The sequence below is a fragment of the Micromonospora sp. NPDC002575 genome (assembly GCF_042889525.1).
GTDB classification, from domain to species: Bacteria; Actinomycetota; Actinomycetes; order Mycobacteriales; family Micromonosporaceae; genus Micromonospora; species Micromonospora carbonacea.
The window spans coordinates 50,107-62,521 of sequence record NZ_JBIARA010000014.1 but is presented as its reverse complement, the minus strand read 5'-3'; the positions used below and the strand labels follow the sequence as shown (position 1 = coordinate 62,521).

Genomic DNA, 12,415 nt, shown 5'->3' with positions numbered 1-12,415 from the left:
ACCGCGAACGCGACGGAGGGAGTGGGCATGACCCGCAGCGTGCAGGTCGTCTCGATGCGCACCTGGGGGGAGCTGGGGAACCTCCTCGCCGGCCGGACGCTCGCCGCGGCCCTGGCCGCCGGTCTGGCGGAGGCGGACGTCACCGTCGTCGAGGCAGAGACGATCTTCCCGCAGTTCGCCGAGGCCGGCGCGGCCATCCGCGAGCTGGTGGCGGCCCGGCTGCCCGCCGACGAGGTCCGGGCCGGATATCTGCGCCTCATGGCCGACTTCACCGGCCGGTTGCCGGCGGGCCTGGACGACGACCCGGTGCCGCCGGCGACCGCCGAGCGGCTGGCGTCCGTCGTCGCGCACTTCACCCGGACGAGACCGGACCTGGTGATCGGCACCAAGGGCGTGATCACCCGGCTGTGTCACGCCGCGCTGCGGGTCGCGGGCCTGACGGCGCCCGTGGTCAACTACGTGACCAACGAGGGGCTGCTCCGGCTGCCGGTGCACCGGGCGCCCCACCTGCCCGTACACCTGGTGCAGTTCGACCGGGCCCGGGACTATCTCGTCCGCGAGCACGGCTACCGGCCCGAGCGGGTCGTGCCGGTCGGCCGGTTGCTCGCGCAGACCCAGGCCGCCCAGGTCTTCGAGGGCGCCGCCGTCGAGGGCGGCGACGGCTTCGATCCGGCGTTGACCGCGGCCGGCACCCGGATCCTGATCCTGTCCAACCGGGGCGGCCGGGAGTATCTCGACGCCCTCGAACGGATCGCCCGCGCGCACCCCGACGCGGCGCTGGTCTTCATCGCGTACAACAATCCGGCGCTGGCCGCCGAGGCGGCCGAGCTGCTGACCGAGCTGAAGACACCGGCCTGGCAGACCTTCGACCGGCTGGCGCAGGGGGACTACCTGCGCTACCTGTCCTGGCTCAACGCGGCCGACGCGCCGCTGTTCATCTCCAAGACCGGGCCGAACTCCATGTTGGAGGGGCTCTACTTCGGCATCCCGCAACTGCTGGTGCGCTCCGGCCTGCCGATGGAGGAGTGGGTCGGGCCGTTCCTCGCCGAACACGGCGTCGGCCAGGGCTTCGACCGGATGGAGGAGCTGGTCGAGGTCGCCGTCCGCTGGGTGGGCGACCCCGCCGAGCTGCCCGTACGCCGCCGCCGGGCGGCGGCGCTCGCCCGTACGCTGCTCGACCCGGATGAGGCCCGCCGGCGCACCGTCGCCGCCGTCGCCGCGGTGCTCGACGGCGCGCCGCCGCCGACCGACGGGGAGGTGGCGTCGTGCTCTCGGGAGTGAGCGGCCTGGACGAGGAGTGGGCGGTCGCCCAGCGCGTCCTGCTGGAGCGGGTCACCGACCGCCTGGCCGGGATCGGCATGACCCCGGCCGGGCTGGAGTACGTCCGCCGGATGAAGGGCTATCCCCGGATCCCGTACTTCGCCGCGCTCTGGGTGCCGGATCCCGTGCAGCGCCAGGAGCTGGGGATCGCGATCTGCACCCACGCGATGGGCATCAAGCTGGTCGACGACCTGATGGACGGCGACCAGCCGATCCGGCCCTGGGACCAGATCCTCGGCATGTTCCTCACCCAGAGCAGCACGGCGGCCTTCGGCGCCCACCACCGGCCGGCCGAGGTGCTGCGCGTCTTCGACGAGGACTACGAGGTGATCTGGCGGGAGCAGATCAACGAGGCGGAACGCCCGGCCCACGACCTGGACAGCTGGATCCACTACGCCCGCATCAAGTCGGGCCGGATGATGATGTGCTACGCCTCCGCCGCCTGCCTCGCGGCCGACGTCGTGGAGCGCCTGCCGGCGGCGCGCGCGTTCTGCGAGGCATTCGGTGTCCTGTTCATGATCGGGGACGACATCCGCGACCACCGCGACCTCGGCGAGGCCGGCGGCAACCTGTGCCACCTCATCGGCACCGGGCGGGTGAGCCGGGACGCGGCCGTCGCGGCGACCCGCTGGTGGCGGGCCGAGGCGCTGCGCGCCCTGGCCGAGTTCCCGCCGGAGTTCCCGATCGCCGGCTTCATGGCCGACTTCGCCGACCGCCTGATCACCTTTCTCCTGGAGGACGACCGTGTTGACGTTTCCTGAGTTCAAGGCCGAGATGGACGACAGCCAGGCGCGGGTGGTCCAGCGGTGCCTCGCCGAGCTGACCAGCCTGGGCATGTCCCCGCAGGGGCTGGCCTTCGTCCGCGACTTGCAGGGCTACCCGCGTACGCCGTACTACACGACGCTGTGGGTGCGCGACCCGCGGGCGCGGGCCGACCTCGGCGCCGGGGTCTCGATCCACGCGGTCGGCGTGAAGCTGATCGACGACCTCATCGACGACGACCAGCCGCTCTCGCCCCGCGACCAGATCTTCGGGGTCCAGCTGCTGTCGGTCGGCACGACGCTGCTGGCCGGCCGGGAACGGCCGGTCGAGGTGCTCAGGACGCTGGAGGACGACTACCGCGACATCTGGCGGCAGGAGATCGTCGAGGTCAGCGCGCCCCGACCGACGACGGTCGAGTCCTGGATCGCGGCGGCCCGGATCAAGGCCGGGGTGATGCTCGCCAACTACGCCGCGGTCAACTGCCTGGCCGGTGGGGTCCCCGAGCTGGTGGAGCCGGCCCGCGAGTTCGGCGAGGCGCTGGGCGTGCTGTACATGATCGGCGACGACGCGGTCGACTTCGACGACATCGACGAGCGCGACGGCAACCTCGCCCACCTGGTCGCCTCGGGCGCGGTCGACCTGGCCGACGTCGCCGCCGCGATCGACGAGTGGCGCGACCGGGCCGTCGCGGCGGTCCGGCAGGGCGACCCGGTCTGCGACATGGTGCCGTTCTTCGACCACTTCGCGGCGAAGCTCAAGGGCCTGATCAGCCGGCCGGCCACGACCGCGTGATGGCGTCGCATCGATCGCTGGCCCGGCTGCTGGCCGGCAAGCTGCTGGACCCGGCGCCCGACGAGTGGCACCGGGACTTCGGCCGGGTCCGCCGCCGGCAGCCGCAGGCGGTGGTGCTCGCCGCCGGGATCGCCGACGTCCAGGAGACGGTGCGGTACGCGTCCGCCCACGGCCTGCCGGTCGTCGCCCGGGGCAACGGGTGCAGCAGCAACGGGCAGAGCCTCACCGACGGGCTGGTGCTGGACACCGCCGCGCTGGACCGGATGGAGCTGACCGGGGAAGCGGTCGTGCGGGTCGAGGGCGGGGCGCGCTGGGGAACGCTGCACCGCTGGCTGCACGAGCACGGCCTCGCCCTGCCGGTCGTGACCAGCAACGAGCACGCCTCGGTCGGCGGCACGCTGTCGGTCGGCGGCTTCGGGCCGACGTCGCCCTTCGTCGGCGCGGTCGCCGACCAGGTCGTGGCCCTGGATGTCGTCACGGGTGACGGCGAGCTGGTGCACGCCACCGCCGACGGCCCGCACCACGACCTGTTCTCGTACGCGCTCTGCGGCCTCGGCCAGGTGGGTCTGATCGTCCGGGCCGAGCTGCGGGTGGTCCCGGCCGACCCGGCGGTCCTCGTCCGCCGGGTCGACGGCGACGACCTCGCCACGGTGGCGGAACGGGTGTGGGCCGACGAGCGACTCCGCGTGTGCCGCGCGGTGTACTCCACCGCCGCCGGCCGGTGGAAGGTCGAAGTCGGCCGGTCGGCGCGGGACGCGGCGGCCGAGCCGGACGAGACCCTGGTCGCCGACTACCACCAGCGCCTGTTCGAGGCGGAGGCGGGGTTCTCCGTCGGCATCGCCCGTGGCCAGGTCGCCGCCGGACTGCTGGCTGACGAGACCGAGGCGCGCCGGCTGTGGAGCGACTTCTTCCTGCCGATGGAGAACGCCGACGCCTTCTTCGCCGCGGTCCGGCAGCGGTTCGCCGATCCGGCCGTGGTCCCGGTGGTCAACGGCGCCTTCCTGCGCGCCGGGGACCGGCCCCGGCCGCCACTGAGCCCGCTGCCCGACGCCGACCGGGTGCGCACCTTCGGCTTCTACTGCATCGTGCCGCCGGATCGCGTCGACGAGTACCGGGAGCACTTCGACGCCGCCGGGGTGCTCTGTCACGACCTCGGCGGCCGGCAGTACCTGCACGGCTATCACCGGGCGGAGCGGGACTTCTACCGTGCACAGTTCGGTGTGCCCACCGTCGACCGGTGGCGGGAGGTGAAGCGCCGCTACGACCCCAATGCCGTGCTCGGCCCGCGGCTTTCGCTCTGATCCGCCGCTCAGAGCAGAGGGGACAGGTACAGCAGACGGTTGGGCGAGCCGGCCCCCGGGTTGACCACGACCGGGCTGGCGACGCTGAACAGGTAGCTGGCCACCTGGGCCGGCGTCCAGGTCGGGTTGTTGGCGAGCACCCGGGCGGCGACGCCGGCGACGAGCGGCGCGGCGTGTGAGGTGCCGCTGATCGTCTGGGTGGCGGTGGTCGAGTTCCACCAGGCCGACGTGATGCGGTCGCCGGGGGCGAAGATGTCCAGGCAGGGGCCGAAGTTCGACCAGCTCGCCCGGTTGTCGTTCGTCAGCGTCGCGCCCACGGTCAGCGCGGTCGGCGCGGACGCGGGCGAGACGGTGCAGGCGCTGACGTTCGAGTTGCCGGCCGGGACCGTCACCGTGATGCCGTCGGCGACCGCGTTCGCCACCGCGGTGTCGAGCGCGACGGTCGGGCTGGTCAGCACGCCGACGTTCGCCACGGCCGGCTGCCCGGCGAGGTGGTTGGCGATCATCCAGTTGATCCCGTTGATCAGCATCGACAGCGTGCTGGGCAGGGCGCAGTCGAACACCTTGACCGCGACCAGCACGACGTTCTTGGCCGCCCCGAACGTCGTCCCGCCGACGGTGCCGGCGACGTGGGTGCCGTGCCCGCTGCAGTCGTTGGCCGGCAACGTGCCGTCGACGGCGTCGTAGCCGTACACCGCCTGGCCGCCGAAGTCGACGTGGCCGATCTGGATCCCGCTGTCCACGATGTACGCCCGGACGCCGGTCCCGACACTGGTGAAGTCGTAGGTGCCGCTGAGGCCCAGTGGCGCGTCGATCCGGTCGAGGTTCCACGGCGCGTTCGTCTGGGTGGTGGCCAGGCTGGTCAGCCGGTCCTGCTCCACGACCGCCACCGCCGGGTCGGCGGCCAGCCGGCGGGCGACCCGCTCGGAGGTCCGCACGGAGAAGCCGTTCAACGCGTCGCGCCAGACGTGGTCGGGGCGGAAGCCGTACCGGTCGGCGAGGCGGGCCACGCCGGCGTGCCGATCGCCGGCCGAACCCGCACCCTCTTTGAGGGTGACCACGTAGCTGCCGGGCACGGGGGTGCCGTCGCCGGCGTCGAGGATCTCGCCGGCCGCCCCGGACCGCGACTCGGCGGCGGGGGTCGCCGCGGCCGGTCCGGCCACCATGGTGAGCATGGCCGTGGTGACGAGCATGGCCGTGACGGCCGTTCCGGCTCGACTCTCGCGGGCGGAGATCGTGCGGCGGTGGAGTCTCATCTCCCGGCCTCCCCTTGTTCCGGCCATTCCGGCGGGCGTACGACGCGCCGATTGAATGGTCTGGACGGCTTTGCCGGATCCTACAGCGGAATTTTGACCTGATTCCATCGTGTGAATCGCCCAGCCAATCGACATGAGTCTTTTTGTGCGTGGGGTGAGAGGAATTCTGGCTCGACGTATCAGGGCTGCTTCCGCCGCCTCGACTGCGGCGGCTGTTGTCCGGGCCGCCGCCCTGGAGCCTGCCTCACCGGTCTCCAACGCGGAACGGCGTCATCGCCCTGGCTGCTCACGGCGTGACGATCCTGGAACAGGGACCACCGGCATGACTGGCCGGGCTCGGTGGGTGCTCGGGGGCCGTTGGACCGTTGCGGCTGCCGGTGGACGGGTGGCCTGACAGTGGGCGGCTGGGCGGCGGGCGACCGTCTGGTGGTGGCGGGCTACGCGAGTCGGCTGGTCTGAGTCGCGGCTATCGGTGTTGCGTCAGCGTCTGCGTCTCGTGGGCGTGCCTGGTTGCTGTGTCGAACGCCGTCGCCCAGGGGAAGGCGTGCTGACGGTCGTTGCCGCTGCCGGGTGGGTGTGGTTCCCACTTGTCCTCGGGGCCGAGCAGGACGTGTACTCCTTCGTCGCGGAGGCTGGTCACGGCGCGGCGGAAGGGGAGTCGGGTGGCGAGTGCGGCGTTGACGAAGGGGACGACGACGGTGGGGATGTGCCGTCCGATGAGTTCGGCGACGGTGGTCATGGCGTAGTTGTCGGCGAGGCCGAGGGCGATCTTGTTGATGGAGTTGTACGTCGCCGGTGCGATGACCAGAGCGTCGGCGGCGGGAAGCGAGCGCCGGCGGCCGGGGGAGGCGCGGTAGGTGGATCGCACGGGGGTGCCGGACAGTTCCTCGATGCCTGGTAGGTCGAGGAAGTCCATGGCGTTGGGGGTGGCGGTGACTGTGGCCGTCCACGACCGGGCCAGGGCGGTGCTGATCAGTTTGGTCACGTCGGCAGCGGGTCCGGCACCGCAGACGACGATCTGTAGGTGGCCGTTGTTCACAGCGGGATCCCAGCGGTATGGGCGAAGTCGACGACGGCGGTGCGGACCTGGCCTCTGGCGAGGAGGGCGAGGTCGCTGGCGATGCGCTGGACGGTTGGGCGGCAGCGGATCTCCTCGGGTGCCACGTCGTAGGCGGCGCGCAGCGCGTGGAGGCCCTGTTCGTGGCGGCCCCACTGGGTGTAGGCGCGGGCGACGTCGACGTACAGCGAGGCTCTGCGTTCGGCGAGCGTGACCTTGCCCAGGGGCACCGTGCGGGCGAGCGTGATGGCGGTTTCCCGCGTCCCCGAGGGCCAGGGCGATGTTGACGCGGTGCAGCAGGACGTTGGTGGCGCCGAAGCCGGTCCACCGGTCGTTGCCGTCGTAGCCGAGTCGGGCGGCGGCGCGGGTCGCCTCGTCGAGCATGGCGTGTGCGGTGTCCCGGTCGTCCTTGCGGGCCGCGGCGACGGCGCCTCGGAGGACGAGGGCGCCGTACACGGCGACCGCGTCGGTGGAGTCGAGGCGGGTGTCTCGGTCGAGGGCGTCGGCGGCGTGCCCGGAGAGGGCCACGGCCTGGTCGTCGTGGCCGTTGCTCATGAGGGCATGGGTCATGATCCGTGCGCTCGTGGCGACGGCCACCGGATCCTGACTCGCTGTCGCGGCGCGGGTGCTCCGCTCGGCCGCGACCAGGGCCATCCCTCGGTCGCCCACCTTGAGCAGGACACTGCCGACGACGTGATAAAGGTCAGTGGCCAGGATGTCGGCCTGTGCGCGCTGCTCGTCTTCGGCGTTGGCTCTGGCGGGTTCGAGGGCTGGTAGCAGCGCGACGAGGTCGTCGAGGACGCGTGTGTACCGGCAGGCCTGGTAGTCGCGTTTCAACGCGGCGACCGCGTGGCTGAGCTGCTGGACGGACAGCAGCGCCCCAGGTGGATGCCGTGGTGAGACAAGCGCGTCGAGCAACGGCGTGACACCTGGCCCGGCGGCAACGCCGGCCGCAGTCGCGCGTAGAAGGTCTCTCCGTCGCACGTCCCCACCCGAGCCCGAGCCGCTGTGCCTGTCGTCTCCAGTATCGGTCTCTGAGCCGGGGCGCGCCGGTGTGATGCACGCGGGTGCACCGTTGGTGCCGGTTGAACGTAGGGCTTCGAAGCGTTGCCGGACGTCGGATGTGGCGCGAGTCAGCACGGTGTCCAGCGCGGCCTGCATGTCGGCGCGTGGGAGGACCCTGTCGCCCTGGCTGCTCCACTTGGCCACCGTCCGTCGAGCTACGCCGAGGTGTTCGGCGAAGGCGGTGACGCTCATCCGCAACGCCTGGCGCAGCGCGGTCGCCTCCCGGCCGGTCCAGGTCGTTACCGGAGTGTCATCGCATGTCCTCCCCGATAGGGGGCTGTTCGCCTGCTTGCCGATGGTAGTGGCACGAGGGGTGACAGCCCATGTTGTCGGCGTGCTTCGTCAGAGCTGGGAGCCTCCGCCGTCGACCGTGAGTTCGGCGCCGGTGGTGTAGGTGGCGTCGAAGGCGAGGAACGCCACTGCCCTGGCGACTTCGGCCGGCGTTCCCATCCGCAGCATCGGGTTGTCCGCGGCCATCTGCGCTTTCGTCTGCTCGGCCATCTCCGCCGGCATCGACTTGGCCAGGATGCCGGAGTCGATGGGGCCGGGGCTGACCGCGTTGACGCGGATCTTCCTCGGAAGCAATTCGCGCGCCAGGCTGCGCGTCATCGAGCGCACCGCGGCCTTGGTGGCCGCGTAGGCGCTGAGCGTGGGCAGGCCCAGAACGTTCGCGACGGACGTGGTCAGCACCACCCCGCTGCCGTCGGGCATGAGTGGAGCGAGCTTCTGCACCGTGAAGTACGGGCCTTTGGCGTTGACGGCGAGGAGCTGGTCGAACAGTTTCTCGCTGGTCGACTCGAACGGCGCGAAGCCGTTGATGCCGGCGTTGACGAACAGGGCGTCCACGGTGCCGAACTCCGCCCTAACCCGGCCGGCCAGTGCCTCGATATCCGGTACCGATCCCGCGTCACTGCGTACGGCCATTGCGTTCTCGCCGAGCTGATCACGGGCGGCGTCCAAGGTCGCGTGGTCGCGCCCGGTGATCAGGACGCGTGCTCCCTTGTCCACCAGCAGCCGCGCGGTGGCCAGGCCGATTCCGCTGCCGCCTCCCGTGATCACCACGGTCTTGCCCTCGTACGTGCTCATCGTTGACACCTTCTCCTTCGGGAATGGGCGGCGGTCACGGTCCTGCTACCGGCTGCGCGACGGGAAGGACGACGCGGGACCTACCGTGGTGGACCGTGTGGGTGCACGGGGCCAGCCGGGCGCCGGTGCCTGGATGTGCGCCTGTGCCTTCGTTGCGCAGGTAGTGCGGGAACGAGCCGCCGGAGACCTGCAACCTCAGCCGGTGTCCGGGGGCGAGCCGGTGCGCGCAGGGGTCGAGTTCCAGCCGGACCGGCCCGTTCTCGGTCGGCTCCAGGCGGAGAAACGCCTCGGTGAAGTTGTACGAGCGGCCCTTCGGATCGACGTCGCAGAGCCGGACGAACAGGTCGGCATGCGGGTTGTCCGTGACGTGGTCGAGTTCGACGACCGGCGTGCCGATGATCTCCAGTTCGTCGACGATCGGCGCAGTGGTGAAGGTCAGTACATCTGCGCGTTGTTCCAGGCTGCGGTTGTCGTGTACACCGGCGCTGCGGTCGAGCAGTGGCCCGCCGACGGTCGGCGTCGGGTTGCCGGGGTCGTAGACGAAGGAGGAGTCGCCCTGCGGGACCTGGCTTTCGGTGAGCAGGCCACCGGGATGCAGGAAGTGCACCTGCTCGGTGCTCGGGGGTGGCCAGGCCGCGTGTTCACGCCATTCGCCAGTGCCGGTGACCTGGATACGGACCGCCTGACGTCGGCGTGTCACCGGCGCACCGGCGAGATGCTCGGCGAGCCAATCAAGATTCTCCCCGGCCAGTTCGCCGTTGCCGCCGACGACGGTCACCTGATGGATCCAGGGACCGACGGTGAGCGACACGTCGAGCCCACGTTCACGCAGCACCGCGTACTGGCGCATGGTCTGCGGAAGCATCACGTCCTGCCAGCCGGCAACCAGCCGAACCGGCACCTGCACCTTCTCCAGCGCTGCGCAGGCGTTGTAAGGCTCCCAGAACGGATCAGACAGGTCCGGATGGGACAACATGTCCCCGAACCACGGCGCCCGGTTCCTGAGCGAGCGCTCGGCTGCCGCGGCGAACGGCAGCCCCGCCAGGGCCGGCGCATTGAGCCTGGCGGCGAGGGAGAAGACCGCCAGGACCCCCAGCACCCCGAACCGCTCCTGGACGCCGATCGCCCTTGCCCAGGTCAGGACGTCGTGGGCCCGCATCGCACCCGCCGGCCAGACGAATCGGCTCACATCGTGCATCCCGGCGATGATGATCGACGTACGCAACTCCGGCGGCGGATCCATCAGCAGGGCCCACTGCGTCCAGCCGACGGCGGAAGCGCCGTACGTGGCCAATCGCCCGTCGAACCAGGGCTGCCGGCGCAACCACGCCACGGCGTCCTGCCCGTCATCCATCTCGTTGGCCAACCCCATGAACCGGCCACCGGAGCCGAACGTGCCCCGGCAGCTCTGCACAACCACGTGATAGCCCTGCCCCGCGAACAGCCGCGCATCGGCGTTGATCGGCACGCCACGTCCGTACGGCGTGCGAATCAGCACCGTTCCCCGACCCTGTTGCCCGACCGGGAAGTAGTGGTCCGTCACCAACGTGACCCCGTCCCGCGCCGGGACCGCGAGGCCGTGTTCCACGCGGATGTCGCAGCGTGCCTTGGGCAGGCGCTGCTGCCGGGCCGTCGCCCGGTCGTACAGCCGGGCGGCCAGGCCGGGTCGCTTCGCCACTGTCATTTGCTCAACCTTCCGTCACCAACGAACACGTCACGAGTGTTCGGGCCGGATCGGTTTGGCGTCCAATGAAAAGCGTGCAACGCGCAATACGGTCCACGTATTTATGCAGGTCAAGGCATTGTTTGTCGCCAGAGCTGTGATTGGGCTGAGTTACGCTTGGCGTATGGCTGAGCCGTCACAACATTCCGTCGACCTCGACCTACGGCTGGTGTGGGCCTTCACAGTCGTCGCCGAACATCGGCACTTCGGCCGCGCAGCTGAAGTGCTGCGCACCACCCAACCGTCGCTGAGTCGCCAGATCCGCAGCCTTGAGCGGCAGCTCGGCGCGCGCCTGCTCGACCGCAGCCCGCAAGGCAGCCGGCTCACTCAGGCAGGCGAGGTCTTCTTGCCGCTGGGGAAGAAGGTCCTGCGCTCCGCGAGCCAAGCCATTACCACGACACAGGCCGCGGCCCAGCCAACCCGCATCACCATCGGCTACCTGTCCGGCCTGATCGTCACATCCGCCGTCCGCGAGCTACGCCACCACCACCCAGACGCCGACGTCCGCGTCCAGCACACCGGCTGGGACGACCCGCGAACCGTCCTGCTCGAACACCGAGCGGACGCGGTTGTCACCAGGCTGCCGTTCCCGACCGACGGCCTGCGGGTGACCATCCTCTACGACGAACCTCGCGCACTGCTCCTGCCACGAGGGCACCGACTGTCCGGCAAACCATCCGTCACCCTGGCCGACCTCGCCGGCGAACCCATGCTGCGCGTCAAGGACTTCGCAGCCGAATGGCACGCCTTCTGGCGCGTCGAACCCCGCCCCGACGGACACCCCGTCCCCGACGGCGCCCACGTCGAGAACATCGAGGACAAGTTCGAGGCTGTCGCGTCCGGCCAGGCAGTCGCCATCGTCCCAGCAGGCGTCGGCGGCTTCCGGCCAGATCTCACCCTCATGCCGATCGACGGCATCGAGCCGAGCAGAGTCGTACTCGCCACCCGCGCCAACGACACCAACCGCCTGCTCGTGGCCTTCACAAAACTCGCGCAGACACACATCACCCGAACCAGCACTGCCCATCACTCAGCCTTGACGGACCCCATTGGCACCGGCGCGCGACCCGGATCACCCGGGTGACGGCGCGTTGCTGTCGTCGAGCCCGCGGGAGCTGTCCGGAGCAGCTGCTGCGGTGACGCGGGCGTGCGGCCGGTTCGCCCGGGCCTCTGACGGCGCGGTTGCTTGAAGTCCGGCCAGGACGACGTCGACGATCTTTTCGGCGACCCCGCGGGTGAAGGGGTGGCGGCGTCGGTTGACGTACAGGAACACCGGCCCGGACAGCAGCTCGGTGAGGAGGTAGGTGTCCACCGGTGGGATTTCTCCCTTCTCGGCGGCGCTGTCGAATCGCTGGCGTGCGGCGGCGAGCCGTTGGTCGTAAGCGGCCCGGACGGCCTCGTCGAGATCCGTGTTCGCGGGCGCCGCCATGGTGGCCTGCAGCAGCGCTCGGTCGGTCGGGCGGGATAGTCGCTCCGAGAACGCCAGCAGGAAGTCGACCAGATCCCGGCGAAGGTTGCCGGAGTCGCGGAGGGGAGCGGAGCCCTCGGCGTGTTGCAGCAGCGCCGCGCTGACGAGCTCGGCGCGGTCGGGCCAGTTGCGGTAGACGCTGTTCTTGTTGACTCCGGCGATCTCGGCGATTTCTTCGTAGCGCAGGCCAGCCACCCCGTGCCGGGCAACGAGCTCGGTCGTCGCCGCGAGGATCCGCGACCGCACCTGGGCGTTACGACCGCCCGGTCGCGCGCCGGCGCGCTTGGTTCCCGCGGTCTTCCCGTCCTCCGGCACGTCTTGATTGTCACACCTACCTCTCGGTGGACACCCAGATGGCTCGCCGGCTAGCTTATAGCGACAGATTGACTCTTTAAGGAGCTGGGTGTCATGAGGCCCCCTTCTCGGAGCGCCCCGGACGGCACCGCACTGCAAACGGTGAAGGCGGGCGACATCGGGCGCGTCGGTCAACCCGCCCGGCCCGTACGGCATCCCCGATCTGGCCGAGGACTGCGCCGGGGGCTTCATCGCCCTGCAAGTCGCGGTGTCGGTGCCCGACGTCGTGCA

General features: G+C 70.8%; 10 protein-coding genes and 1 pseudogene. 5 read left to right on the top strand and 6 right to left on the bottom strand.

Features of this window, described 5'->3' with window-relative positions; all coding sequences use genetic code 11:
* Positions 1-27 precede the first annotated feature (27 nt).
* The 4 genes from ACFYWL_RS21045 to ACFYWL_RS21030 are packed head-to-tail and all read left to right on the top strand — an operon-like array spanning position 28 to position 4,175.
* Positions 28-1,281, top strand: a complete 1,254-nt coding sequence (locus tag ACFYWL_RS21045; protein ID WP_386975145.1) for a hypothetical protein — start codon at positions 28-30, stop codon at positions 1,279-1,281.
* Positions 1,266-2,081: a class 1 isoprenoid biosynthesis enzyme gene (locus ACFYWL_RS21040; RefSeq protein WP_386975143.1), complete on the top strand. Its 816-nt coding sequence runs from the start codon at positions 1,266-1,268 to the stop codon at positions 2,079-2,081. The genes ACFYWL_RS21045 and ACFYWL_RS21040 overlap by 16 nt, the downstream gene beginning before the upstream one ends.
* Positions 2,065-2,874 (top strand): hypothetical protein, encoded by an 810-nt coding sequence (locus tag ACFYWL_RS21035; protein WP_386975141.1) that lies wholly within the window; start codon positions 2,065-2,067, stop codon positions 2,872-2,874. Before ACFYWL_RS21040 ends, ACFYWL_RS21035 begins: the two co-directional genes overlap by 17 nt.
* Positions 2,874-4,175, top strand: a complete 1,302-nt coding sequence (locus tag ACFYWL_RS21030) for an FAD-binding oxidoreductase (RefSeq protein WP_386975139.1) — start codon at positions 2,874-2,876, stop codon at positions 4,173-4,175. Before ACFYWL_RS21035 ends, ACFYWL_RS21030 begins: the two co-directional genes overlap by 1 nt.
* A gap of 8 nt (positions 4,176-4,183) precedes the next feature.
* Here ACFYWL_RS21030 and ACFYWL_RS21025 read toward each other — a convergent pair whose 3' ends face one another.
* From ACFYWL_RS21025 to ACFYWL_RS21005, 5 genes and pseudogenes are all read right to left on the bottom strand, one after another.
* On the bottom strand, positions 4,184-5,431 hold the full coding sequence (locus tag ACFYWL_RS21025) for a S8 family peptidase (protein ID WP_386975137.1): 1,248 nt from the start codon (positions 5,429-5,431) through the stop codon (positions 4,184-4,186).
* A gap of 466 nt (positions 5,432-5,897) precedes the next feature.
* Positions 5,898-6,470 (bottom strand): flavoprotein, encoded by a 573-nt coding sequence (locus ACFYWL_RS21020; protein WP_386975135.1) that lies wholly within the window; start codon positions 6,468-6,470, stop codon positions 5,898-5,900.
* A pseudogene (locus ACFYWL_RS21015) lies at positions 6,467-7,745 on the bottom strand (hypothetical protein). The gene ACFYWL_RS21020 and the pseudogene ACFYWL_RS21015 overlap by 4 nt, the downstream one beginning before the upstream one ends.
* 150 nt (positions 7,746-7,895) lie before the next feature.
* The gene (locus tag ACFYWL_RS21010; protein ID WP_386975133.1) at positions 7,896-8,639 is read right to left on the bottom strand and encodes an SDR family oxidoreductase; all 744 of its coding nucleotides are present in this window, start codon (positions 8,637-8,639) and stop codon (positions 7,896-7,898) included.
* 34 nt (positions 8,640-8,673) lie between these two features.
* Positions 8,674-10,323 carry a CocE/NonD family hydrolase gene (locus ACFYWL_RS21005; protein WP_386975131.1) on the bottom strand — a complete coding sequence of 550 codons (1,650 nt, stop codon included), beginning with the start codon at positions 10,321-10,323 and terminating at the stop codon, positions 8,674-8,676.
* 163 nt (positions 10,324-10,486) lie between these two features.
* Here ACFYWL_RS21005 and ACFYWL_RS21000 point away from each other — a divergent pair, with 163 nt between their 5' ends.
* Positions 10,487-11,446, top strand: a complete 960-nt coding sequence (locus ACFYWL_RS21000; protein WP_386975129.1) for a LysR substrate-binding domain-containing protein — start codon at positions 10,487-10,489, stop codon at positions 11,444-11,446.
* On the opposite strand, the gene ACFYWL_RS20995 is transcribed toward ACFYWL_RS21000, so the two are convergent.
* The gene (locus ACFYWL_RS20995; protein WP_386975127.1) at positions 11,435-12,145 is read right to left on the bottom strand and encodes a TetR/AcrR family transcriptional regulator; all 711 of its coding nucleotides are present in this window, start codon (positions 12,143-12,145) and stop codon (positions 11,435-11,437) included. The two genes, ACFYWL_RS21000 and ACFYWL_RS20995, sit on opposite strands and share 12 nt — an antisense overlap.
* Between the last annotated feature and the right edge of the window lie 270 nt (positions 12,146-12,415).